The 24,618-nt window shown below is 60.1% G+C and carries 19 protein-coding genes; 10 read left to right on the forward strand and 9 right to left on the reverse strand.

Annotated elements, in window-relative coordinates; all coding sequences use genetic code 11:
• Positions 1 to 28: 28 nt before the first annotated feature.
• From SCM96_00860 to SCM96_00875, 4 genes are read right to left on the reverse strand one after another with little or no spacing between them, the layout of a single operon-like run.
• Positions 29 to 877 (reverse strand): thermonuclease family protein, encoded by an 849-nt coding sequence (locus SCM96_00860; GenBank protein ID MDW7759171.1) that lies wholly within the window; start codon positions 875 to 877, stop codon positions 29 to 31.
• A complete protein-coding gene (locus SCM96_00865; protein ID MDW7759172.1) occupies positions 877 to 2,709 on the reverse strand; it encodes a transketolase in 1,833 nt (610 codons plus the stop codon). The genes SCM96_00860 and SCM96_00865 overlap by 1 nt, the downstream gene beginning before the upstream one ends.
• A gap of 47 nt (positions 2,710 to 2,756) precedes the next feature.
• Positions 2,757 to 3,551, reverse strand: coding sequence for an ABC transporter permease (locus SCM96_00870; GenBank protein MDW7759173.1), 795 nt, complete (start codon positions 3,549 to 3,551; stop codon positions 2,757 to 2,759).
• Positions 3,548 to 4,339: an ABC transporter ATP-binding protein gene (locus SCM96_00875; GenBank protein MDW7759174.1), complete on the reverse strand. Its 792-nt coding sequence runs from the start codon at positions 4,337 to 4,339 to the stop codon at positions 3,548 to 3,550. Before SCM96_00875 ends, SCM96_00870 begins: the two co-directional genes overlap by 4 nt.
• 178 nt (positions 4,340 to 4,517) lie before the next feature.
• Between SCM96_00875 and SCM96_00880 the strand changes: the two genes are divergently transcribed.
• The 8 genes from SCM96_00880 to SCM96_00915 all read left to right on the forward strand — a co-directional run bounded on the left by SCM96_00880 (position 4,518) and on the right by SCM96_00915 (position 15,021).
• A complete protein-coding gene (locus tag SCM96_00880; GenBank protein MDW7759175.1) occupies positions 4,518 to 5,951 on the forward strand; it encodes a glycosyltransferase family A protein in 1,434 nt (477 codons plus the stop codon).
• A complete protein-coding gene (locus SCM96_00885) occupies positions 5,885 to 7,765 on the forward strand; it encodes an ABC transporter ATP-binding protein (protein MDW7759176.1) in 1,881 nt (626 codons plus the stop codon). Before SCM96_00880 ends, SCM96_00885 begins: the two co-directional genes overlap by 67 nt.
• Position 7,766: 1 nt before the next feature.
• Positions 7,767 to 8,627, forward strand: a complete 861-nt coding sequence (locus SCM96_00890) for a sulfotransferase (protein MDW7759177.1) — start codon at positions 7,767 to 7,769, stop codon at positions 8,625 to 8,627.
• A complete protein-coding gene (locus tag SCM96_00895; protein ID MDW7759178.1) occupies positions 8,624 to 9,412 on the forward strand; it encodes a sulfotransferase in 789 nt (262 codons plus the stop codon). Before SCM96_00890 ends, SCM96_00895 begins: the two co-directional genes overlap by 4 nt.
• A gap of 9 nt (positions 9,413 to 9,421) precedes the next feature.
• Positions 9,422 to 10,372, forward strand: coding sequence for a glycosyltransferase (locus SCM96_00900; protein ID MDW7759179.1), 951 nt, complete (start codon positions 9,422 to 9,424; stop codon positions 10,370 to 10,372).
• Between the two features lie 94 nt (positions 10,373 to 10,466).
• Positions 10,467 to 12,146: a carbon starvation protein A gene (locus tag SCM96_00905; protein ID MDW7759180.1), complete on the forward strand. Its 1,680-nt coding sequence runs from the start codon at positions 10,467 to 10,469 to the stop codon at positions 12,144 to 12,146.
• 95 nt (positions 12,147 to 12,241) lie between these two features.
• Positions 12,242 to 13,690, forward strand: coding sequence for a sodium:solute symporter (locus SCM96_00910; protein ID MDW7759181.1), 1,449 nt, complete (start codon positions 12,242 to 12,244; stop codon positions 13,688 to 13,690).
• Positions 13,687 to 15,021: a hypothetical protein gene (locus SCM96_00915; protein ID MDW7759182.1), complete on the forward strand. Its 1,335-nt coding sequence runs from the start codon at positions 13,687 to 13,689 to the stop codon at positions 15,019 to 15,021. The genes SCM96_00910 and SCM96_00915 overlap by 4 nt, the downstream gene beginning before the upstream one ends.
• Positions 15,022 to 15,028: 7 nt before the next feature.
• Here SCM96_00915 and SCM96_00920 read toward each other — a convergent pair whose 3' ends face one another.
• The 3 genes from SCM96_00920 to SCM96_00930 form a co-directional block, all read right to left on the reverse strand.
• Positions 15,029 to 16,933 carry a TonB family protein gene (locus SCM96_00920; protein MDW7759183.1) on the reverse strand — a complete coding sequence of 635 codons (1,905 nt, stop codon included), beginning with the start codon at positions 16,931 to 16,933 and terminating at the stop codon, positions 15,029 to 15,031.
• A gap of 121 nt (positions 16,934 to 17,054) precedes the next feature.
• Positions 17,055 to 17,969, reverse strand: a complete 915-nt coding sequence (locus tag SCM96_00925) for a class I SAM-dependent methyltransferase (GenBank protein ID MDW7759184.1) — start codon at positions 17,967 to 17,969, stop codon at positions 17,055 to 17,057.
• 130 nt (positions 17,970 to 18,099) lie between these two features.
• Positions 18,100 to 19,128 carry a deoxyguanosinetriphosphate triphosphohydrolase gene (locus tag SCM96_00930; GenBank protein ID MDW7759185.1) on the reverse strand — a complete coding sequence of 343 codons (1,029 nt, stop codon included), beginning with the start codon at positions 19,126 to 19,128 and terminating at the stop codon, positions 18,100 to 18,102.
• Positions 19,129 to 19,292: 164 nt separating this feature from the next.
• Between SCM96_00930 and SCM96_00935 the strand changes: the two genes are divergently transcribed.
• Complete coding sequence (locus SCM96_00935; GenBank protein ID MDW7759186.1) at positions 19,293 to 20,561, forward strand: hypothetical protein; 1,269 nt, start codon at positions 19,293 to 19,295, stop codon at positions 20,559 to 20,561.
• A gap of 142 nt (positions 20,562 to 20,703) precedes the next feature.
• Positions 20,704 to 22,056 carry an amino acid permease gene (locus SCM96_00940; protein ID MDW7759187.1) on the forward strand — a complete coding sequence of 451 codons (1,353 nt, stop codon included), beginning with the start codon at positions 20,704 to 20,706 and terminating at the stop codon, positions 22,054 to 22,056.
• On the opposite strand, the gene SCM96_00945 is transcribed toward SCM96_00940, so the two are convergent.
• Entirely contained in the window at positions 22,022 to 22,951 is a 930-nt protein-coding gene (locus SCM96_00945; protein ID MDW7759188.1) for a pirin family protein, read from the reverse strand. The genes SCM96_00940 and SCM96_00945 overlap by 35 nt on opposite strands.
• A 103-nt stretch (positions 22,952 to 23,054) precedes the next feature.
• Positions 23,055 to 24,476 carry a hypothetical protein gene (locus SCM96_00950; GenBank protein MDW7759189.1) on the reverse strand — a complete coding sequence of 474 codons (1,422 nt, stop codon included), beginning with the start codon at positions 24,474 to 24,476 and terminating at the stop codon, positions 23,055 to 23,057.
• Positions 24,477 to 24,618 lie beyond the last annotated feature (142 nt).

The following is a 24,618-nucleotide window of genomic DNA, read 5'->3' on the forward strand; positions in this document are numbered from 1 at the left end:
CGGGTTATATCCTTTCCGCAACGGGTTGTCAAAAGGCGGTTTTGACCTGAAACGGGGAAAACAGCATGATCTGGGGTGTGCCTCTGTAATCCTCGATCAGTCCGAAAACCTCGATCCGGACGCCCGCCAGGTTTTCCAAGTTCGGAAACGCGGATAGTCTGTTCTTCGGAATGACGGCCTGGAAGGAGGTTCCCCGGGCTTCAATCAGGGTGACGCTTCCCCGGCGGACAACACCGCGGCAGACGAAGGACACCGAAGCCAGGCGTCCGACCGCGCGGCCGGCCCGGCCGGCGGCAACGGCGGGAAACGGCGGTCCCCTCCACAATCCCCTTTTCCCGGCTCTCGCCTTTTTCTCCGCATCTCTCAGGCGGGACATGAGATCGTCCCGTAACGGAAACCAACGCAGCACGGAGGCGAAGCCTTCGCGGACGATGAGTTCGTTGAAGAGCGTCCCGTCATCCATCCAGATGTAGGCGAGAATGCGGCCGTATTTGTCGGTGCGCTCGGAATCATAAGTCAGCCGGACCGTCTTGTTGAAGAGGGTCAGATAGGCGAACCGGCGGGCCGTCTCGCCGCGAAAACGCGTTATATCGGTCCCCCCGGTGATTTCGGCCGCATCCACGCCGAGAAGACGCACGCGGCAGGTCTTGCCGTCGGAAAATCTTACGGATACGGTGTCGCCGTCAAGGACCGTCCGAACGACGACCTCATGGGCCTCTTCCAGGGAATGCCGGACGCGTTGCCGGGCTTCGGGATTCCCGGCCGCCGGAATTGCGGCGAGGTGAAGAACAAAAGCCAGAACAAATGCCGTTCGATGGATGGGGCTGCGGCCGGCCGCACATTGAAAGGCGCCGGACGAGCGGCGACGTTCCGGCATCAGGCCGCCGTGAGCATTTGCCGGACGGCTTCGACGATGCGCCGGGCACTGACTCCGAAAATCTCCATAAGCTCATCGGGCTTCCCGGAACGCGGCAGCTCGCGGACACATAGGTGTTTCAGGACGGCTCCTCCGGCCAGGGCCGCGGCCACGGCCTCGCCCAGTCCTCCGCCGGGATAATGGTCCTCGACGACAACGACCCGGCCGCCGACCGCCGCGGCGGCGGCTCGGAGGCCTTCGACATCCAGAGGTTGGACGGAATAGGCGTCCAAGACGCGGATCGCGATTCCTTCCGCAGCCAGAAGATCGCAGGCCTTGAGGGCCTCGTGGACCGTAATTCCCGCGGCGATAACGGCCACGGTGTCCGAGGCGCTCGACTTCAGGATTTTGGATCCTCCGGCCGGAAACGCCTCTTCGGGTCCGTAAAGAATGGGAGTGGCCGGCCGCGTCGTCCGGATGTAAGCCATGCCTTTATGAGCAGCCATGGTTTCGACGCAGGCCTCGGCCGAGACGGCGTCGCTCGGATAAAGGACCAGACAATCCGGAATGGACCGGAAAATGGCCAAATCCTCGAGTCCCATCTGGGAGGGCCCGTCCTCTCCGATGCTGACTCCGACATGGGAGCCGCAGAGCTTGATGTTGGAGAGAGAATAGGCGGCCATGCGGATCTGGTCGTGAGCCCGCGTCAGAAAAGCGGCGAAGGTCGCCAAGAAAGGCAGGTAACCGCCGGCAGCCAGCCCCATGCCCATGCCGACCATGTTTTGCTCGGCGATAAAGGATTGGAACGACCGTTTGGGGAAAGCGGCGAAGAATTTGTCGGCATAGGTTGAATTCTTGACATCGCCGTCGACACACACGGCGGCTTCGTTCACCCGGCCGAGCGCGGCCAGCGCATTGCCATAAGCCAGCCTCGTTGCCGTTTTGTCTTTGTAGGGCGTCCGGGGGAAAGACGTTTTCGTTTTGAGGCGGGGCGCTTTGAAGGCCCGGGGCATCCGGACGAATTTTCGGGAATCGACTTCGGGCATGGCGCCGATCTCAGCGAGGGCTTTCTCGAGCTCGGCCACATTCAAGGGTTTGCCGTGCCAGCCGTTCTTGTCTTCCAGAAAAGACACGCCTTTTCCCTTGAGAGTTTTGGCGATCAGGACGGCCGGGTTGCGCGCCTTGGCGGCGGCACTGAAAGCCGTCGTGATTTTTTCGATGTGATGTCCGTCGACGACCACGGTTTCCCAGCCGAAAGCCCGGAATTTTTTCGCCAGAGCGGCTGTGTCATGGCCGTGCATGGTCGGATCGGACTGGCCCAACCGGTTGAGATCGACGACCGCGCAGAGATTGGCAAGGCCGAGATGGGAGGCCGCGGCGGCGGCTTCCCAGACCGAGCCTTCCGCGCATTCGCCGTCACCCATGAGGACATAGGTTCGAGCCGGCGAACCCGAGATCTTGCGGGCCAGAGCCAGGCCGACGCCGACCGAGAGGCCCTGACCCAGAGAGCCCGTCGCCGCCTTGATCCATTTCATGCGCGGAGTCGGATGCCCTTCGAGCTCGCTTGTGACTTTTCTCAGATCATGAAGACGCCGGATCGGGATGATCCCCGCCTCGGCGAAAGCCGCCCAGAGAAGGGGCGCCGCATGGCCTTTCGACAGGACAAGTTCGTCGTTGGCCGGATCGCCCGGTTTGCCGGGATTGAAGCGCATGACATCGAAAAACAGGCAGGCCATGAGATCGGCCGAGGACAGGCAGGTCGTCGGGTGGCCGGATCCGGCCGCCGTGGTCGCCGTCAGGGAGTGAATGCGAAGCCTCCGGGCGATCTTTTCGAGTGCGTCCTTTCGGGTCATGGGGTTTGCCTCCTCGTTGTTATCAATTCGGCGCCCATGATATCACATTATTCTCCGATTTTGGCCAGAAGCCCCTTTCTCCGCACCGTTCGGAAGACGCGGTAGAAGAAGATGAAGGACACGACCAGATAAATGACATTGAGTCCGAAGGCCCCAGCCAGCCGCTCCAGGGGAAAAACACCATCGGAGAGAACGGCCCGCATGCCCTCAAAAACATGAGCCGACGGAACACACTTGGCGATCGCTTGGAGGAAAGGCGGCAGGACGGAAACCGGATAGAATACGGCCGAAACCGGCTGGAACAGAAAGGCGATGCCCCAGGCCAGAACCTCGGCCTGCTGGCCGAAACGAAGGATAAGGGAGGTTGTAACGATGCCGATGGCCCATCCAAGGGCGACAAGACTCAGGATGAAGGGGATCAGGGAAATCCCGATGACGAAGACATTGAAGGAATAGAACAGCCAGGCCAAACCCGCCAGAACGACGCCGACCAGAACGATCTTGACCGCGCTGACCAGCATGAGCGACAGGATGTACTCGATGGGGCGGAGAGGGCTGACGAAGAGATTGAGGAGATTTCGCGACCAGACGTCCTCGAGAAAAGAGACCGAAATCCCCTGCTGGGACCGGAAGAGAATATCCCAGAGAATGAGAGCGCCGAGAAAGAAGGCGACGAAGTTCGGCAGGCCTTCGCCGCCCATGCGGGCGAGATAGAGGCTGACGAATCCCCAGACGAGAAGATCGAGAAAGGGCCAGTAAAATATTTCCATGAGACGGGGAAGGCTCCGCCTGTAGAGATACATGTGGCGGAGGAAAAGCGCCCGGACCCGGTAAAACTTCACGTCTTCACCTCCCGGGCGATCTTCAGGAAGACGGATTCCAGATCCGTTCCCTGGAACATCCGGACGACTTCGCTGGGCTTCCCCGAGGCGATGGCTTTTCCCCGGTCAAGGAAGACGATGCGGTGGGAGATATCCTCCATCTCCTTCATGTTGTGCGATGTGTAGAGGATGGCGATCCGGCGCGTCTCCGCCGTCCGGCGCAGGAGAGAGCGCGTCTTGTCGGCGATGTCGGGATCGAGGCTGGCCGTGGGTTCATCGAGAAGCAGGATCTTGGGGTCGTTGATGAAAGCCTTGGCCAGATTGAGCCGGGTCATCTGGCCCGTCGAAAGCTGCCGGACATGGCGGCCGCCGACATCGCTCATTTCGAAAAGATCGAGAAGCTCGGCGATTTTCTCCCGGGTGATTTTGACGCCGTAGAGCATGGCGAAAACCTTAAGGCATTCGTTGACGGTCAGGGAATAGGGCATGGCCACGTAGGTCGAGGAAAAGTTGACGCAGCTGAGAATGCGCTCCCTATGAGCCGGGAAATCGAGCCCGAACATCCGGATGGATCCCGAAGTCGGCGTCGTCAGCCCCAGGAGCATATGGATCATGGTCGTCTTGCCCGCTCCGTTGGGACCCAGAAGACCGAGGATTTCCCCGGGCCGGACATCGAAGGAGACGCCGTCGACGGCCCGGTACTTCCCATTGAAGACCTTGACCAGGTCCCGGACCTCGATGACCGGTCCCGAATAGGCGCAGAGATCGGCCGCCGATTCGGGATCGAAGATCCGTTCTGTCGTAGTCATGCGCCTTATCTCCGCCGTGAGGTTGTTCATGATAACAGGAATCCCAGTTCGGCGCCAACCTCAACGCCATTCCCTCACCGGCGGATCTTCAGTCCAAGGTTTTTTCGTTGACACGCAAACAACCACTCAAGTATTCTTGGAGTTTAAGCGCTTGATATGCCTTAAATGGGAGAATCGAGTGAGTCCGATCATAACCGGCCTCAAGAGCCGTCAAAACGAAATCCGGATCAGCGTCATCATCCCCGCCTACAACGCCGAACGCTTCATTGGAGAAGCGGTCCGCAGCGTTCTCGACCAGGGTGCCGCCGGTTTCGAGATTCTCATCGTCAACGATGGATCGACGGACGCGACACCCGATGTTCTGCAGTCCTTCGATGATTCGCGGATCCGAGTGTTCCACCAGGTGAACCGCGGCGTTTGCGCAGCAAGAAACCTCGGCCTTCGTGAAGCCCGCGGGGAGTTCGTGGTCTTTATGGACGCGGATGACGTCATGCTGCCCGGAAAACTCAGGGCGCAACTCGCTCTCTTCGACGCCTTCCGTCCTCATATCCCGCGTCTTGACATTATCCACAGCGGCTGGACGCTGGCTGCAGCCGACGGCTCAGAGCTCACGACCATCAAGCCCTGGGAAACCGCGCCCGACCTTAACCTGGAGACATGGTTGCTCCGAAAGCCGGTTTTTCCCGGTGCCTTGATGTTGGATCGGCGGGCCGTCTGCGATGCCGGAGGATTCGACGAGAGCCTCACCCAGGCCGAAGACGTCGATTTGATTTTGCGCCTGTCCGCAGGCGGCAGCCGGGCCCGTTGGCTTTACCGGCCGACCGTTCTCTACCGCCAGCATGGGGAAAACGCCATTCTGGATGGTATGAAACAGGCCGTCAATCTAGACAAAGTCTTGGACAAATTTTTTTCGCGGCCGGACCTTCCCCGGAAAATCCGGAAAATCGAGCGGCGGGTACGCTACAATACGCTCATGTGGCTGATCTGGAGGCTTCATCAAACCGGCCATACTGAAGCCGTTCCCCGGTATCTTCGGAAATCGCATCCGGTCTCACCCTTCCGGCCGACTTCGGTACTGACCGTCACGGATTGGCAGATCAAGATCGTCGAACACGCTCTGAACGCCGGATGTTCTCCAGATATCGTCCGTTCTCTCTGGCCGGCCATGCGCGAGGCCTCCGATCTGCAGGACGGGGACTGGGAATCAGCAAAAGCCTCCCTCGCCTTTCATCTGGATGTCTGGCAACACCGGGCCTTCCGTGACGCCGCCGCCTTGGCCGCGCATAAAAGCATGTCGCCGGCCGAAATTTCTGAGGTGGGCGCCCCGGTCATCTTCGTCGCGCCGTGGACCCGTCCCGCCGACGTCAAAAGAGTTCACCGGTCCCTCCAGGATGCGGGGTTTCTCAAAGGTCGAAAATCGCCGGACATTTCCGCCCTTTATCTGACCCTGGCGTCAAGAAAGCTCTATGAGCGCGGAATCCGTGATTTTCTCGGCAGCATCGCCGGGATCATCGTCTGCGGCGCGGCCCCGAGGACATTCCGACCGTGGCTAAAAACCATGGCCATGGCCTGGCGGGCCTTGAAAACCCGATGGAGAAGGAACGGGAAATGAATCCCCGAGCCAAGCCCGGCGGCAACAGGCAAATCCGCAACTTTCGGGCCCAGGCGGCCTGGGTGGTTCGAACAACCTGGGCTATCTGCCCGAATCTTCTGATCGGCATCCTGTTTCTGAGTTTCCTGACAAACCTGCTGCCGGCGGCCCTGGCCTGGATCGGCAAGCAAATCATCAATGCCGTCGCCGGTCTGATCGCCGGAGGCTCCGGCGGGATTCAGACGGTCATTCCCTGGCTTGTTCTCGGCTTCGCCGTCACCGCGGCTTCGGAGATTCTCGGTTCGCTCACGTCTTTCCTCAAACATCGTCTGGAAGAGAACCTGCTTCTCCGTCTGTCCCGCGACATCCTCGAACATGCCGCAACTCTCGATGTCAGCCAATTGGAGGATCTGGAACTTCAAGACGTTTTCGAACGGGTTCAAAAAAATCCGGCGATGCACTTTTCGCAGTTCCTGTCCCGACTGATCAATCTCTTCGCCGGCCTCGTCCAGATGCTCTCTCTTGTGATCATCCTCTATGCGGTCGAACCTCTGATCCTGGTCCTGTTGCTTCCCATCCTTCTCCCTTACATGTATTCGAAATGGCGGCATTCCCGAAAGGTCTACAAGAAGGAGTATTCCCGGGCCACCAAGCGCCGCTGGGCCGGGTATTTCACGTCGACATTGACAGGACGCCATTCGGCTCCGGAAGTCAAGATTCTGGGATTGTCGCCGAAGCTGATCGACCAGTATGGAAATCTGCTTCGGGAATTCGTGAAGGAAGACCGCAAACTGTTTCTCGGCCGGACGATCATGGAGATGACGTATGCCATGGTCCTCGGAATCGTCACGTATCTCCTCATGGGGCGGATCGTCGGACAGATTTTTTCTAAAGCCCTGACCATCGGCGATTTGACGCTGTTCATCGCGGTTTCGGCCCGGCTCCGCGCGGTGCTCAGCCAGGTCGCCGAGTCCGCCTCCGGCGCCGTCGCCGAACTCCTGTACATCGCCGATCTCAACATGTTTTTTGCCGTTCAACCGAACATCGCGAAAAAAGATGACAGCCTGGAACACGCGATCCGGGGAAAGATCGAGTTCAGGGATGTCCGCTTCGCCTACCCGGGTTCGGACGGCGACGTGATCCGCGGTATCTCTTTCACGATTGAGCCGGGGGAAACCGTCGCTCTCGTCGGGGAGAATGGGGCCGGAAAATCCACATTGGTTAAGCTTCTCGCCCGGCTCTACGATCCCACCGAAGGCGCGGTTTTGATCGACGGCATCGACACGCGGCGCATCTCCCCCGAATGTCTTCAGCGGCAGTTGGCCTTTGTGCTCCAGACCTTCAACCGTTACGAAGCCTCGGCCTTCGACAATATCGCGTTCGGGAATATCGCCAAGGGCATGACCGTCGAGGACGTCGACCGTGTCGTCGAAAGAACCGGGATCCGCCGTCTCATCGAGGACATGCCCCGGGGTTACGAAACGATGCTGGGGCGGCGTTTCGGCGTCTTCGATCTTTCGGGCGGCATGTGGCAGAAAATCGCCCTGGCCCGCGCCTTCGCCCGCGATCAGGCCGCGCTCTTGATCCTGGATGAACCCACCGCCGCGCTTGACGCCCGGGCGGAATTCGAGCTGTTTCGGCAGTTCGCAAATCTGGCCCGCGGCCGGACGGCCATCCTGATTTCACACCGGTTCTCGACGGTGCGGCTGGCCGCCCGGATCATCGTCCTCGATAAGGGACGCATCGCAGAAACGGGAACCCAAGAGGAATTGATCCGGAAAAAGGGTCGCTACGCCGAACTCTACGACCTTCATATGAAACAGATGAAAGGATGACATGAGAAACCTTCCCCTTTCCCGGCTCGCCGCGGGCCCGATCTTCATCGTCGGCGCCGCCCGGTCGGGGACAACATGGGTCTACGACATCTTCAACGCCCATCCCAAGGTTGCCGGGGTTTTCGAATCGTGGCTGTTCACGCCCAAAGACGGTCTCGGCAGCCTTTTTACGGAAGCCCACTGGCCGCCCAAATTTTCCGGGTTGGGTCGCCTGCTTCGTCGGGAGGAACTCGTCCGCCACGCCCGGGAATTCGCGGAAACCATTCTGGGACACGCCGTCGGGGACGAACACCGTTATCTCGTCGAAAAGAGCCCGTCCCACCTCTTTCATATCCCCTTCATTGGGGAAATTTTTCCCGCGTCCCGGTTCATTCACGTCGTGCGGGACGGCCGCGACGTCGCCGTCTCAGTTCTGGACGCCGCCGCATCTTGGGTGCCGATTTGGAAGTCGTCCTTCGGCCGGTCCATCGCCTCGTCGGCTAAGGCTTGGGGCGATGCCGTCCGGCGCGCACAACGTTACGGCCGGGAGTTGGGACCCGATCGTTTTCTCGAAATCCGTTATGAGACTCTCAGGAATGATCCTCTATCCCAGTTTCGGGAGATGTTCGATTTCTGCGGCATCCCTTACGACGATGCGCTTCTGAAGATCATTGAAGACAAAACGGATTTTTCAAAGAATTATCGGGGCGGGGCGGGGAAATTCCGGCGCGGCGGCCGAGCCGGCGATTGGAAAACCACCTTCTCCCGAAAAGACGCCTTGGTCTTTCAGGCCGTCGCCGGAACCCTCCTGATCGAACTGGGCTACGAACACAGCATGGACTGGGTACGAACATCCCCCCGAAAACGAGGAGTCGCGAAATGAACCATCCGACGGCGGTTATCATCGGCGGCCACCCCCGCTCCGGAACGACACTGTTGAACACCCTATGCAATACGCATCCGGACATCGTCATGTCTTTCGAGTACCGAAGCTTTGTCGCCCTCGATATGACGCTTCCCATTTACCTAAAACGCCTCGGAGATCCGAGCAAGAAAAAGCCTTTCCTTCAAAAATCAAATGGGAACAAGTCAGCCGACAGGGAAGCCGGAATTCACTTTCATGAACACATGACCACCCAACTGAAGAATGCGGCCCCTGAGATAGTCCGGCTTCAAGACGTCATCGGCATTTATCAGTCGGCGTTTCCCGAGGCGCGCGTCATCGGAGACAAGTATCCCCGGTATGTGTTTCATCTGGACAAACTGGCCGCTTATTCCGATCTGCGGAGGATCATCATTTACCGCGACCCCCGCGATGTGGCCCGATCGGCCCTCGAAAAAGCCGCCACGGACTGGAAGGGCAAGCCTTTTGGAAAAAGCCTCGACACGGCCTGGAAGGTGGCAACTCACTGGGTGAAATCCATGGATATGATGGAACGATATGCCCCTCGTGTTCATACGCTCCGTTATGAATCGCTCATTCGGGATCCCCGAACCGCAATGAGCACCCTCGGCCGTTACCTCGGGGTCGATCCTGATGGCTTCACAACGTCAAAAATTCACGATTCCAGCATCGGCAAACACCGGGATGAACTCACCCGGGAACAAATCCATGCCATCGAAGAGATCGCCGGCCCAACCATGCGGCGCTGGGGGTACACCGCATGACAGGCTAAAATGAGCGCATTCCCTCAAAACCCGTCCGACACGAGAAACGTCCTCTCTGCAGAGGATCCAACATTCAGTGTCGTCATCGCGACAAAAAACCGCCCGAAGTCTCTTCGCGCCTGCCTGAAAAGTTTCCTGCGGCTCGATTACCCAGCCAACCGGTGGGAACTCATTCTAGTCAACGACGGCGGTCGCTGGACATTTTCAGCCATCACTCCGGAAGTCCGGGCCGGGCTCCCCCTCAGATTCTTGAACGCCCCGCGATCCGGGGGCCCGGGCTACGCCCGCAACCTCGGCGCCCGCGAGGCCCGAGGCGAATACTTGGCGTTCACCGACGACGATTGCCGCGTGGCCCCGGACTGGCTAACCGGTTTCGCCCGGCTCTTTCAAACGCAAGAATGGGATGCCGCGGGCGGCCTGACCCTGAACCCATATCCAGGAAACACGGCCGGGGATGCCTGGAATTCCATCCTCGCATTTCTTTACAGGTATCGCCTCGACAGTCGAGGGAATGTCATTCTTGTCGTGACCGCAAATGCGGCTGTCAAACGGGATGTTTGGCTGTCTCTGGGCGGTTTTGACGAAAAATTCATCTTGTCTTCGGAAGATCGGGAATTCAGTTTTCGATTGATCGCCTCAGGCTATCGCCAAACTTTCTGCCCGGAGGCCCGGGTCTGGCATCATCAGACAAAATCCAGCGCCTGGAATTATCTTCGCATTCAATTTCGCTACGGCCGGGGTTCCTTCCACTTTCACCGCAAGATTAGGCGGGCGGGCACCCGCAAAAATGTCGTCATCAGGCCGAACGGTCCACGCTTCTATCCTTGGGCGCTTTGGTCGGACTTGATCCGAGGACGGACCCGGCCCAACGTCATCGCCCTGATCACCGCCGGCCAAGTCATCCACCGGGCCGGACGTTATTATGAAAAGTTACGGCATCTCGTCGATCGGATATCCTGAAAGAACGATTCCGTTCAACCCCACCGCATTCGGAATTGCCGGGAGATTGTTGTATATTATCCGAAGACCGGAATCGCCATCGTGAGAGGCTGACATGGATACGCTGCTCATTGCGGGACTTCTCTTAGCCTGGCTTTTTGTCGCTTACCGGATTTACGGCGCATTCATCGAAAAAAAGATTATCCGGATGGATCCGGCTCGGGCCACCCCGGCCTGCGAAAACTGCGACAACGTCGATTATTCCCCGGCCAAGAAGATGCTTCTCTTCGGTCATCACTTTTCCTCGATCGCCGGCGCCGGCCCGATCCTCGGGCCGCTTCTCGCCGTCATGTATTTCGGCTGGCTCGGCGCCGTTCTCTGGATCGCGCTCGGCAGCGTTTTCCTCGGTGCCGTTCACGACTACACATCTCTCATGGCCTCGGTTCGAAACAGCGGCCGTTCGATCGCCGACATCTCGGGCCGTGTTCTGGGCGGACGGTCCAAGACCATTCTGTCCCTGTTCCTGTGGTTCGCCCTGACCCTGGTCATCGCCGTCTTCGCCGTCGTCGCCTCCCAGACCCTCGTCTCCCAGCCCGAAATCGTCGTTCCGACCTTCGGACTGATTCTCGTCGCCATGGTCTTCGGCTGGGCCGTCTATCGCAAAGGTCTCGGCGTCCTTCCCGGCACCGTTATGGCCCTGGCCGTCCTGGCGTTTCTTATCTGGGCGGGCGCCCATCTGCCCGTCTCGCTTCCGGAATCCGTACTCGGCCTGCCGGCTCCGACCATCTGGTTTTTCGCGCTTCTCATTTACAGCTACTTCGCATCGTCACTGCCCGTCTGGTTCCTTCTCCAGCCCCGGGATTACATCACGACGTGGATTCTCTTCGTCGGCCTGGGCCTCGGTTATCTCGGACTGGTGGTCGCCCGGCCGGAGCTCAATGCGCCGGCTTTCGCCGGCTTTTCGAGCGCCGGAGGGCCGCTCTGGCCCATGCTGTTCGTCATCATCGCCTGCGGCGCGATCTCCGGCTTCCACTCCGTCGTCGCCGGAGGAACGACGGCCAAGCAGCTTCCGGACGAGCGGAGCGGCCGTCTTATCGCCTTCGGCGGCATGCTGACCGAGGCGGCCCTGGCCGGCCTGGTTGTGCTGATCGCCGCCGCGGCTCTGGTCTGGGACCCTGCAAAAACGCCCTCGCAATTCGGATTCCAATATCTGATGACTGAAGCCGGCGATCCCGTCAAGGCCTTCGCCACGGGATACGGCCGGATCACCTCTTCCCTTCCCGGCATGAGCCTGACCATGGGCCTCTTTTTCGGCATGATCATGCTGAACGCCTTTGTGCTGACATCTCTGGACACGGGCGCCCGCCTGGGCCGGTTTATCCTTTCGGAACTTCTGGGGAAAAAAGCCGCCGTTTTCAACCATCGCTGGGTGGCGTCCATCGTCATGATCGTCTTCGCCGCCGTCCTCGGCGCGACGGAGGGCTATAAGGCCATCTGGCCGGTCTTCGGCGCCTCGAATCAGCTCGTCGCAGCCCTGTCCCTGATCGTGGTCACCGCCTGGCTGGTCGGCTTGAAACGGCCGCGCAAGGCAACCCTCTACCCCGCCCTGTTCATGCTGGTGACGACGGTCGCCGCGCTTCTCTACCAGGGGATCAGCTTTCTGAAGGCCGGACGATTTCTGTTGGGCGGTATCAGCCTCGTGCTGGTCGTTCTCGCGGCCGTCATATTTGCCGATGCCCGCAAAATCCTCCTCGGAATCTCCGCTCCGCCCGGCGATCCGAAGCCGACGGCCTGAGCCGAGGCTGATTTCTCAGGGCGGCTGTTTGACATGTCAAGACGCCCTGTGTTAATGTCCCGGAATCCGGAAAAACCTCGAATGAGGCGCCCGCTATGGTTTTGAAAATCATTGTTCTTACCCTCTATGCCGGACTTATCGTTTGGATCGGTCTGGCCGGCCTGCGCCGGACACGGACGTTCGCCGATTTTTTCCTCGGCGGCGGAAAAGTCGGGCCCCTGATGACCGCCTTCACTTATGGCACGGCCTATTTCTCGGCCGTCCTGTTCATCGGTTTCGCCGGGAAAATCGGCTGGTCTTTCGGCCTGTCCGGTCTGTGGATCGCCCTGGGAAACTCCCTTGTCGGCGTTCTCGGCGTCTGGCTGTTTCTTGCGCCCCGCGTCCACGACATGTCCCGCTCCTACGGCGTCGCCACCATGGCCGAATTTCTGGAAAAACGCTTTAAAAGCCGCTTTTTGAGGTTTTTTGCGGGATCGGCCGTCTTTGTCTTTTTCATCCCCTACACGGCCGCGGTCTTCATAGGCCTGTCCTATCTTTTTCTGACAACCTTCGGCATCCCCTATGAGGCCGCGCTGATTTTCATGGGCCTGTTCACGGCCCTCTACCTGACCATGGGCGGCTACCGTTCGATGGTCATGATCGACGTCGTCTTCGGCATGGTTATGACCGGAGGCGTTCTTCTCCTTCTCCACGGCGCCTTGTCCAAGGGCGGAGGACTTGCGGCCATCCTGGCCGGCCTCCGGGCCGTCGATCCGGACTTGGCCTCGGCCGTCGGACCACCGGGATTATGGCCGCTTTTTTCCCTTGTCTTTCTGACCAGCATCGCACCGTTTGCAATGCCCCAGCTCGTCCAGAAATTCTATGCCATCCGGGATCGGAAAGCCATCCGGCTGGGCATGATCGCCTCGACGGCCTTCGCCGTCCTGGTCACGGGAACGGCCTACTTTATCGGGGCGACAACGCGCGTCTTTCTCACACCTGAGGGTACGCCGCGCGCTTTTCCGGGCGGGACGCCCGATTTCGACGCCCTGATCCCGGAGCTTTTCCTCCGCATCGTCCCCGAAGGCCTGCTCGTGGTCATCATGCTTCTCATCCTTTCGGCCTCGATGTCCACATTGGCGGCTCTTGTCCTGATGGCCGGCTCAGCCCTGGCCCGCGACATTTATGCCGGCTTCGTCAAGCCCGATATCTCCGACCGCGGGTTGACGCTGATGATGCGGGTGCTGATGGCGATTTTTGTGGTGATCTCCGTTCTGTTGGCGTTCGTCCGGCCGGCGACCATCGTCTCCATCCTGGCCATTTCCTGGGGCGCCATCGGAGCGACCTTTCTCGGTCCGTTCCTGTGGGGTCTTTTCTGGAAGGGAACGACCCGGGCCGGCGCCGTGGCGGGATCGATCGGCGCCCTGACCGTGACCCTCGGTCTCTTTCTCTCCGCCTATCCCCCGCCCGAAGCCGGGACGATCGGCATGCTGGTCTCGCTTGCTCTGACGCCGCTCGTCAGTCTGGCGGGAAGACGGCAGGTTCACTCGGGAGATGTCACATGACACGGCGGATTGTTTTCCCATTTCTTTTTTCTTTGGCGGTTTGTTGGATTGTCGCAAGCGCCTTTCCGGCCGAACCCGAAGCCTCCGGGCCGCCCGACTCCGCTCAAACCGAAGACAAACCCCCGCCTCGGATTCGGCTCGGGTTCATGGAGCGGGTCCGGATCGAAGGCTGGAACAACACCGTCAGTCTCGATAATACGGCCGGTGAGGCCCGTGTCTACACGAGAGTTCGGACCTCCCTGAACTTGACGGCCGCGGTTTCATCCGGGCTGGAATTCACCGTCAAGGTCACGAACGAAAACCGTTATTATTTCGCCCCGGAAAACATTCCCTTCCAAACGGACGAAATTTTCATCGACAATCTTTATCTCGCCTGGAACCGTCCGGGGGGACTTCCGCTCCGTCTGACGGCCGGACGATGGAACATGATGCTCGGCGAAGGATTTGTCGTCGCCGACGGCGGGCCCCTCGACGGTTCGCGTTCCGTCTATTTCAACGGTCTTCGGACCGATTGGGATCTTGTTGCCGACCGGACGACGCTCACGGCCTTCGTCGTCCATCAACCGGAAACAGACGGCCTGCCTGTTCTGGATCCCAAACCTCAGGCCATGGTGGAACAGCCGGAAACGGGGGCCGGTCTTTACTTGACCGCAGCTTCGGGAAAAGGGACTTGGGAGCCCTATCTTCTTTATAAGCGCTCGGCCGCTGTTGAAATGAATCCGGAGGCCGCCGTTGCAACGGGCGGACTCCGGGCAACGATCCCCCTGGTTCCCGGGATCAAAGCCCGCGGAGAAGCCGCTTGCCAGACCGGAACCCGGGGGGACGCCCGAGTCTCGGCCTTCGGCGGCTATGTCTTCGCCGATTTTCATGCGGAAAAAGGGCTTCCCGCACCCGTCGACTTCAGTCTGGGCGCCATCTGGTTGAGCGGCGACGACACAACGACGGACCGTCATGAGGGTTGGGACCCGGTCTTCAGCCGCTGGCCGAAATGGAGTGATTCGCTGATCTACACCATGATCCGCGAGGACCGGGTGGCCTACTGGAGCAATTTCATCTCGCCGAATGCGACCCTGGCCGTCTCACTGCACCCGAAGGTCCGGCTGTCGCTCACGGCTCACAGGATGTGGGCCGACAAGCCGGGACGGCCGTCGGCGTTTCTGAGCGGAACGGGCCGGGACCGGGGAACTCTGGTTATCGCCCGGACCGACTTCGAAGTCTTCACCGGCCTGACCGGCCATCTCATTTTCGAGCACTTCCGGCCCGGGGACTTTTATCGGCCGGGCGCCTCATCCGCCGGCTGGCTTCGCTTCGAACTCCTCTACCGAATTTAACGTCCTCTTATCCACCGGTCTTAAAGACAAAAGTCTGGGATTTCCAGACTTTGACGGGAACGCCGTCCTTTATAGCCGGACGAAAGCGCCATTTCCGGACGGCACTTTCGGCGGCTCTTTCGAAAGCGGTATAACCGTCAATGCCCTTGATCGTACGCACATCGATGACGTCTCCCGATTCGGAAACAAGCATATCGACGACGACCGCGCCTTCAATGCGGAACCGCCGGGCGGATTCCGGATAAGCCGGCTCAGGGGATGTGATCGCGAGAGGTTCGGTATCGACATCCGCCAGAGGAACGAGATCCCCGCGGGAAGCTTTGGTCTCGGGAAGATCCTCGACGGAACGATCGGCATCCTCCGATTTCTTCCTTTCCTCTTCTTTCGTCCGTTCACGGGCGGCGGTCCGAAGATCTTCGATCCTTTTCCAGGCATCGGCGACATATCGACCGGCCGGATAGTTCTCGATATAGCTTTTCAGAGACTCTTCCGTTCCGACGGCTGCGGCCATACTCCAGGCCGCGTCGTCCGCCTCATGCGCCTTAAGATCCTCTTGTCTGGGTTCCTCCACGCGGACGGGCTTATCCGCGGTCCGGCGGGCCTGGTCCTGCCTTCGCTTCTCTGCGCGTCTGGCCGTCTCAGCCTGCTCGATCAGGGTTTTGAGCGATTCCGACTCGACGCCTCCCTTGACGATCGTTTCCGCCAAGGCGATTTTCATCCCGGCATCCTCCAAATCTCCCCTGTCCAGCGACGCCCTCGCTTTGGAAAGATAGTCATGGTATTCGCGATCCGAAAGGGCCGACAAATCTTCCGTCAAAACCGCGTCACTTCCCGAAGGTCGCAGGACGGAATCCTTGGCCACTTCCCGGCCTCCCCTGGCAAGAAGAATGACGATCAGAACGAGAGCAAAGACCAGGGCGCCGGCCAGCGACGACACCAGGAACTTCATTTTTTTCAGGATCGCCCCATAGGTTCCCTGCTTCGCCGTTTTTCCGGTGAGTTTTTTTTTGCCGGCTTTTTTCGCCCGTCCAGCCCGGCGGCCATCCCCTGCCGGATCCGCCGTTGTCTCCCGCCCCGCCGTCAAAAAAGGCCAAGCCTTTTCCTTGTCCTGCATCTCCTGGATGAGCCGGGAAAGCTCCTCGCCCGTCTGCACCCGCGCCTCCCGGTCCTTGGCCATCATCTTCTCGAGAAGAGACTGGAAATGGGACAGGTGGGGAGGAAGCCCGGGAATCGGTTCCTGGATATGCTTGATGGCCACGGCGATGTTGTCCTGGGCTTCATAGGGGACATCCCCCGTCAGCATTTCATAAAAAACAACGCCCAGGGAATAGAGATCCGCCCGGCCGTCCAGATCCAAACCCCGGGCCTGTTCCGGGCTCATATAGTGGGGCGTTCCCACTGCCTTTCCCGCCTGGGTCAACCGCGTTATGGCGTCCACGGCCCGGGCAATTCCGAAATCCGAAAGCACGGGCGTGCCGTCCCGGCGGAATATGATGTTTTCCGGTTTGACATCGCGGTGAATGAATCCCAGGCTATGAGCGTAATGGAGCGCATCGGCCAGCCTCTCGACCACAAGAAGCGCCCCTCCGGGGATCGGCCCGGCGTTCAAAAGATCGCGCAGCGTGCCGCCCGGGAAGTATTCCACAGCCATGTAGTAGAGGTTTCCCTCCAATCCGACATCATAGATAGGGACGATGTTGGAATGCTGCAGCCGGGCCGCCGTCCGCGATTCGTTGATGAAACGCTCGGCCTGTTCGCCGGCCTGCATGTTGAGAAGCTCGACCACCTTGATGGCAACCATGCGGTCCAGCTTCCCTTCGTGGGCCAGATAAACAATGCCCATTCCCCCGCGGCCCAGTTCCCGCTCGATCCAGTAGCCGGGAATGCGGGGAAAATCAGACTTCATGGTCATCCGGATCTTATTATAATGGCAAATCCGTTCGGACAGAAGCCCCGATCTTCGATCACGCGCCGAGACTTGTCGGGAGATCATCAAATCGGCCGACGGTCCACCCGGCGCCGATTCTCTGATATTACTCGACGATGCTGACCTTGGTATCGGGCCGCCTGACGGCCTTCCAAGGCTGTTTGCTCTTGGCTCCGACTCCGGAAATTGTGACCGTGCCTTCGATGACATCGCCCTTGGCAACGCCCTCAAATGTGTGAAGAGCGACTCCGGCGGGAGTGTCGTGCCGAAGGACAAATCGCACATCGGCACCCTTCAGTTGGGGGTCCATGAGCGTCAATTGGCCGCCCGATGTTTCGGCCGTGCCCCAAAACTTCTGGAACCTCTGCTTGACATCCAGGGTGGTCTTTTGGCTTCCGGCCGGACCGACCATGGTCCAGTCCCAGACACCCGTGATATTCGCCGGAATGATCCAGAAATAAACGCCGTGATCGTCGTAGGTGGCGCTGACTTCGGAGGACTGCTCCGGTTCCCAATCGCCCATTTCGAAGTAATGGGAGACGACGCGCGCTCCCGGCTGGAGTTCCCTGAGAAGTTTGGGACGCAGCCTGAGATTGACCGAAGTCAGAAGATAAAGCGTGACGACAGTGGCGTCGGAGAAATCCGCTTCAAAGAGATCCTGGTTGAGGAACCGGACCATGTCGGAAACCCCGGCCGCCCTCGCATTGGCGATGCTCTCGGCGATGCGCTCGGGATCGATGTCGATTCCCGTTCCTTTGACCCCGAATTTTGTGGCGGCCTTTATGACGATCCGGCCGTCTCCACAGCCCAGGTCGTAGAGAATGTCGCCCTTTTTCACTCCGGCCATTCGGAGCATTTCATCGACGACTTCGTGCGGCGTGGGGACGAAAGGGACGTCGTACTGACTGAAGAGGCTCGCCCCCAGGGCCACGACCAGGATGGCGGCAAAAGCCGGGACCTTTGCGGCACGCAGGCCGCGGGCCCGCGCGGAGGGATAACTGGTGTTATGACGTGTTTTCATGAGAGAAATCATACGCCTCTCGGGGACGGATGTCAAAAGCCTAACAGATGAAGATTCAGGAACTGTCAAGCGCGGCGCATGCGATTCATCGCAGATCACTGCGAAAACGCCGAAATCCGGAACCGGCGGGCTAAACGCGCCAGGAGCGCGGGAGAAAGATCGATTCGTAGAGATCGAGGGCGAAGCGGTCCGTCATCCCGGCGATGAAATCGGCAGCGCGCGTCGCCGGCAGATCGCCCGGAGGGAAGTCCTTGACATGTCCTTTGGGATGGTCGAGCGCCCAGGCATAGAGTTCGCGGACGATTTTTTCCGTTTTGGCCAGCTCCTCCCGCGCCCCACCCCCGAAATAAACCCGGTCATAAAGGAAGTCGCGGAGTTCCGTCATGGTCTTCATGATCCTGGGGGTCATGGCGATCCTTTCCAGGCCGCAGGACAGGCTGGCCTCAACGACATCCATGACCAGCCGGTCGATCCGGGTGGCCGGCCACTTGCCGAGAATTCGGATGATGTGAGGCGGGATCTCGCCCTGGGAAATGATCTCCGCCCGGATGGCGTCGTCAAGATCGTGATTGACATAGGCGATGACGTCGGAGACGCGGACGACCTGGCCCTCGAGGGTGGCCGGCATGTTCTTGGCGCCTTCGCCCAGAATCTCGCCCCGACCCTTGGAATGGCCGATGATGCCGTCGCGGACCTCCCAGGTCAGGAAAAGCCCTCTGCCGTCGTGTTCGAGCTTTTCGACGACCCGCAGACTCTGTTCGGCGTGGCGGAAGCCGCCTTCGACGAGGCTGTTGAGAGTGGCCTCTCCCGAATGCCCGAAGGGGGTATGCCCCAGATCGTGGCCGAGCGCGACAGCCTCGGCCAGGTCCTCGTTGAGGCGCAGAGCCCGGGCGATTGTCCGGGCGATCTGCGAAACTTCGAGAGTGTGGGTCAGGCGCGTCCGGTAGTGGTCGCCGAAGGGCGAAAGGAAAACCTGGGTTTTATGCTTGAGACGGCGGAAGGATTTCGAATGGATGATCCGGTCGCGGTCGCGCTGAAAGGCCGTCCGGATGGAATGGGGCGTTTCGGTTCGGGAGCGGCCCCGGGACCGGGCGCTCAGGCAGGCCTGGGGCGCCAGCGTCCGCTTTTCGAGCTCTTCAAGTTTTTCCCTGATGGTCATGCCGTCCTCCGGTCCGGTTCATTATCGGCCGATGCGGCGGGAATTTCAAGGCCATCCTGGATCCGGAAGATATCGACGGCCTTCCGGCCGGAGCGGCGGCGTTCGAGGTTCGGGAAGATCCCGGAATTGAAAGCCGGGACGATTTCCAGTATGAATAAGGGACCATGAGTGACACGATCAACCTAAAAGACGCCGAGGTGATCCGGCGGCTGGCCGCGGAGACGGCCGAAATCGCAGCGCTTCCCGTCCACAAGATGACCGCAGAGAGGTGGCGAGCTCTGAATGATTTACGGCCGGTCAAGCCCATGGTCTGGATGGACGAGGTGCCCTGGAACGAAATGGATGTCGAAAGGGAATTGACGCTCCGTTGTGAGGATCCCTTCGCCCGCAACATCGAGCTTTCTCTGCGGCGGACGATCTACAGTTGGCGTCACATGCCGGGCGACATGGCCGTCGATCCGGTTTATTACGCGCCGCCCGCCGTCTCGGATTCGGGGTTCGGAATCGAGGAAAAGGTCCGCATCGTCAAGACGGACCCGGAAAACACCGTGGTCAGCCGGGCCTTCACATCCCAATTCCGCAATGAGGCGGACATCGCAAAGATCATGACGCCGAAAATCGAATATGACGCCGCAAGGAGCGAAGCCGATTTGGCGAAGACGCGACAGCTTCTGGGCGGGTGTCTTCCCGCCGAGATGCGAGGCATCGTTCACGCCTGGACCGCGCCGTGGGACATCCTCGTTACCTGGTGGGGTGTCGAGCCGGTGTTGACCGATCTCGTGTTACGCCCCGAGCTTGTTCACGCAGCCGTATCCCGACTTGTCGATGCGTATCTTTCCCGGCTGGATCAGTGGGAGAATCTGAATCTGCTCGCCTGGAGCGAGGGGAATCACCGGGTGGGTTCGGGTGGATTGGGTTACGCGAGCGATCTTCCGGCGCCGGGTTTCGACGCGCGGCGCGTCCGGCCGATCGACCAGTGGGGATGCGCGGCGGCCCAGATTTTCTCCGACGTCTCTCCTGCCATGCACGAGGAATTCGCCCTGCGCTATGAGAGACGCTGGCTCGAGCGCTTCGGGCTGAACTACTACGGATGCTGCGACGCGCTGCACAACAAGATCGATATTCTGAAGTCGATCCCGAGGCTCCGGAAAATCTCCATGAGCCCCTGGGCCGATATCGACAAGGGGGCGGCGGCGATCGGAACGGACTTCGTCTTCTCCTGGAAGCCCAACCCGGCCATTCTGGCCGAGGAACGCTGGGACCCGGAACGGGCGCGGGCGGAGATCCGCGATGCCCTCCAGCGGACACGCGGGCTGGCCGTCGAGATCATCATGAAGGACATCAGCACCGTCCATCACGAGCCGCGAAGATTGTGGGAATGGGCAAGGATCGCCGTCGAGGAGGCGGAGTCATTCGCGGAGAGTGACGGATGACGAAAGTTCACGGATATCAAAGCTCGACTCCGGACAGAGTCATGCCGGAGGCGAAAGACGGCTGTGACAAGATATCGAGCGTCGAGGAATGAACCCGGCTGCTGAAAGCGATGGGAGAACGCGGGATGAGGCGGGCTAAGTCGTGAGAAAGGAAACCGGCGCGGCGAGTCCGTCGCCGGCCCAACCGTCCCGCATGCTGACGCTTCCGGGGTTGACGCTCGTCGCCGTCGGATCGTGCATCGGTGCCGGGATTTTCTTCACGCCGTCCATGATCGCCGGATATCTCTCCTCGCCGCTTCTGATTCTTGCGGCCTGGGGCCTGGGCGCCGTCGTCTCGCTGACGGGCGCCCTGACGTTCGCCGAACTGGGATCGATGTTCACGGGCGCGGGCGGCCAATACGCCTATTTGCGGGAAACCTACGGTCCGGTCGTCGGATTTCTTTTCGGCTGGATCACCTTCACCGTCGTCAACGCCGCCGCCATTGCCTCGCTGAGCATCGTCTTCGCCCGATATTTTGCCTATCTCTTTGCTCTCCCCTTTTCGTCGACGACTGTTATCGCGCTTGCCGCCATCGCATCGGTCTGCGTCGTCAATGTCTTGAGAGCCAAGTTGTCCGAAATCTTCGCCGGGTTTTTCACCGGGCTCAAGCTTTTCGGAATGGGCGCCGTGACCGTGATCGGACTGACGCTGGGCACGCACGGAAAAACCCTGGCCTGGACCGCGCCCAATGTCTCGCTTGTCGACCCCACGCTGTCGCCCCTGGCCGCCTTCGCCCTGGCTTTTGTCGGCGTCTGGTACTCGTCGGGCGGCTGGCAGCACGCCTCGTATTTGGCGGGCGAGGCCCGGAATCCGGCGCGGACGGTGCCGCGGGCCATGGTGGCCGGCGCACTCATCGTCGGGACCGTCTACATCCTCATCAACCTGGCTTATCTTTCGCTGATGCCGATCGCCGATATCGCCGCATCGCAAAGCGTCGCCGCCGAAGCCATGAGCCGGGCCGGGCCGTGGGGCGGAACATTGATCGCGGCGACGATCGCTGTTTCAACCTTCGGGACGGTGGGCATCTGCCTGTTTTCGGCGCCAAGGATTTTCTTTGCCATGGCCGCGGACGGCGTGTTTTTCAAGGGGCTGGCCCGGATTCACCCGCGCTTCAAGACTCCGGCACGGGCCATCCTGCTTCAGGCTTCATGGGCCGCCATTCTTCTCCTGTTTTGGGGGACATTCGCCGACATCGCGACTTATCTCGTCTTCGCCGACACCGTCTTCATCACGATCACGGCGTTCGCCGTCATCCGGTTGAGGAAAACGATGCCCGACCGGCCGAGGCCCTACCGGACGCTGGCCTACCCGGTGACCCCGCTCGTGTTCATCCTCATCAGCGGCGGCTTCGGGCTCAATCTCCTGATCAACCGGCCGCTCCATTCCCTGGCAAGTCTTGGCCTGGCCGCCCTCGGCCTCCTTATTTATCGTTGCTTGGCTTCGAAAAATCCTTGACGAAGGTTCCGTCGCGGAATTCCTTGAAGGCCGTCCGGAGTTCCTCCTGCGTGTTCATGACGATCGGCCCCCGCCAGGCGACGGGTTCGCCGAGGGGCTGTCCCGACATGATCAGAAACCGCACGGGCACGTCTCCGGCCGCGACCCGGATCCGGTCGCCGTCTCCGAAGAGAACGACGGAATGGTCGCCGAGCGTGCGTTTCCAATCCAGATCAAAATATTCGGCCGGCTCGAATTCGAAGTCCGGCGCCTTTTCGCCGCGCGAGAAGATCCCTTCCCCCTCGAAGACATAGGCGATCACGGTGTGGCCGGGTTTTGTCGGATGGACAAACTCGGCGCCCGCCGGAACCGAAACATCGAGGTATTCGGGATCGATGACGATGTCGCGGACCGGCCCGCGGGTCTCGCCCACCTCCCCGCAGATGATCCGGACTGTGACGCCTCCAGGAAGCGCCACCTCGGGAATATCGGCGCTTTTCACGTCCCGGTAGCGGGAATCCATCATCTTTTGAGACGCCGGCAGATTGGCCCAGAGCTGGAAGCCGCCCATGCGGCCGTCGGCGCCACCTTTGGGCATTTCCTGATGGATGATGCCGCGTCCGGCCGTCATCCACTGGACGTCGCCGGGTCCGATCACGCCGGCGTTTCCCATGCTGTCGCCGTGTTCGGCCGTGCCGCGAAGCATGTAGGTGATCGTCTCGATGCCGCGGTGGGGATGCCAGGGAAAGCCGGGGAGATAACGTTCGGGATCGTCCTGGCGGAAATCGTCGAAAAGAAGAAACGGATCGAACAGCGGCGCCTCTCGGAACCCGAACCCGCGGCGCAGATGAACCCCCGCGCCTTCCAGGGTCGGCTGGCTGATTAAAACCTTGCGGACCTGTCTTTCCCGGGCCATGATCCCTCCTCTCTTTGATATTTTACCACCTCAATGCAATTCCCCACCGGATCCGCAAAGATTCGAAGCGCCGCCTCTGCGTCGTTTTTTATCACTCGGCCGTTCACGCTTCGCGGACGACGTCCATTTTCAGAGCGCGAGCCAACTCCTCCAGGGGTTCACGGACATCGCCGTAGACCGTCAGGCGGTGCCAGGAAAAGCGGTCCCATTCATAAAAAAGCTTCTCGATATCGCCCTTGACTTCCGCGGCGAGCTTCGTCCGGCAGGCCTTGGGCTCGTCGACATTGCCGACCGTCTTGGCCTGATGAACGGCCATGGCCGAATAGTCCCTGTTGAAACGAAAGCTCGTCGTCATGTATCCGACCGGGAGAAGGGACTGGATCGAGGCGCCCCTGTTGTCTTCGGCATGAGAGCGGATGAGGAACGGATTGGCCGCGTCGTTCGGACCGAGCATCTTCGTCGGCGCCACGCAATGGGCATAGATGATCTGATTCGTCGAGGTGTCGAGAACCGGATCCGAGGTATAGCTCGCCCGTCCGAACATATACCGGCAGATCATCATGGCCGTCATATCCTGGATCTGAGCCTCGCAGGTTCCACACTGCAGCCCGTCGTCGTTGATTTGACGGTAACCCAGGCAGGGGTATCCGGGAAGCTTTCCGCTGTAAAACCCTCCCAGACAGTCCATGGTGACGGCCTGAGCGCCCCGCTTCTCAAGAAGCTTTTTCATGGACAGATAAACGGCCGCCGCATTGAGAATATCGTCCCGGGTCGGTTCGATGACCTCGCGGGCCTCAGCGATCCAGCGATCCGACCAGGATGCCGCTTCATCGCGATCGATCGCCCGATAAACGGCATTGATCTCTTCGAAGGTCACGGTCTCAACGAGAGTCCCTAAAACTCTTGATGACTCGCCCTTGTCGCCGACCACACGGAGAATCTTTGTTTCCTTCAGCCTGCGAAGAACCTCCGAGACATCGGCGATTTTGACGGGATCTTCCAGACAGGACATATCGCCGGGAGTCGCGAAATTGGCCCTTCGGACACGGTCGGCCGCGGCGAAGAAACGATCGAGGGAAGCCTCGGGTCTGTTTAACAGACCGAAACAGCGGGCCGTCTCCACGACGTCCTGGAAACCGCAAGTCGAGAGCATCACAAGCTTCGCCCCTCCGCGCACCGCAGCGGCGCCGTGACAAAGAAAAACGCCCGACCCCGCGTAGGGTTCATCCACGAGAAGGGCGGGGATGTTGAGTTCTCCGACGGCGGGAAACAACGAGGATGTCAGCCACCAGTTGGTGCACATCACGGAAACAAGAAGGCCGTCCACCCGGCCGGCCAACTCCCGCACCTTGGGAATTTCCTCGTCGGGCGTCCCCTGAACGTCGATCGGGATGAACTCGATTTCGGGAATTTCGCCCTGGAGGGTTTGCAGGATTTCCGTTTTCCGCGACTCATAATCGAAATTCACATAGGGCCAGACTTCCAAATCGCGCCGCGCCGTCACAAAAACGACGCCCACTTTCACCCGGGTTCCATCTTTGGAAGAGGATCTTCCGCATCCCCCCGAACCCGAAAAGGCCAAGCCGGCGCCGGCCGCCGTCGCCAGAACTCCACAATCTCTTAAGAAGCTCCGGCGCGACAGACACCGGCATGACCCATGAAATCCT

The sequence above is a fragment of the Acidobacteriota bacterium genome, assembly GCA_033549365.1.
GTDB lineage: Bacteria > Acidobacteriota > Aminicenantia > Aminicenantales > Saccharicenantaceae > JAWSUF01.

Coding starts and splice junctions, on each gene's coding strand:
- SCM96_00860 (MDW7759171.1), bottom strand. CDS start 877: ATGCCGGAACGTCGCCGCTCGTCCGGCGCCTTTCAATGTGCGGCCGGC.
- SCM96_00865 (MDW7759172.1), bottom strand. CDS start 2,709: ATGACCCGAAAGGACGCACTCGAAAAGATCGCCCGGAGGCTTCGCATT.
- SCM96_00875 (MDW7759174.1), bottom strand. CDS start 4,339: ATGACTACGACAGAACGGATCTTCGATCCCGAATCGGCGGCCGATCTC.
- SCM96_00890 (MDW7759177.1), top strand. CDS start 7,767: ATGAGAAACCTTCCCCTTTCCCGGCTCGCCGCGGGCCCGATCTTCATC.
- SCM96_00895 (MDW7759178.1), top strand. CDS start 8,624: ATGAACCATCCGACGGCGGTTATCATCGGCGGCCACCCCCGCTCCGGA.
- SCM96_00900 (MDW7759179.1), top strand. CDS start 9,422: ATGAGCGCATTCCCTCAAAACCCGTCCGACACGAGAAACGTCCTCTCT.
- SCM96_00905 (MDW7759180.1), top strand. CDS start 10,467: ATGGATACGCTGCTCATTGCGGGACTTCTCTTAGCCTGGCTTTTTGTC.
- SCM96_00910 (MDW7759181.1), top strand. CDS start 12,242: ATGGTTTTGAAAATCATTGTTCTTACCCTCTATGCCGGACTTATCGTT.
- SCM96_00915 (MDW7759182.1), top strand. CDS start 13,687: ATGACACGGCGGATTGTTTTCCCATTTCTTTTTTCTTTGGCGGTTTGT.
- SCM96_00920 (MDW7759183.1), bottom strand. CDS start 16,933: ATGACCATGAAGTCTGATTTTCCCCGCATTCCCGGCTACTGGATCGAG.
- SCM96_00925 (MDW7759184.1), bottom strand. CDS start 17,969: ATGAAAACACGTCATAACACCAGTTATCCCTCCGCGCGGGCCCGCGGC.
- SCM96_00930 (MDW7759185.1), bottom strand. CDS start 19,128: ATGACCATCAGGGAAAAACTTGAAGAGCTCGAAAAGCGGACGCTGGCG.
- SCM96_00935 (MDW7759186.1), top strand. CDS start 19,293: ATGAGTGACACGATCAACCTAAAAGACGCCGAGGTGATCCGGCGGCTG.
- SCM96_00945 (MDW7759188.1), bottom strand. CDS start 22,951: ATGGCCCGGGAAAGACAGGTCCGCAAGGTTTTAATCAGCCAGCCGACC.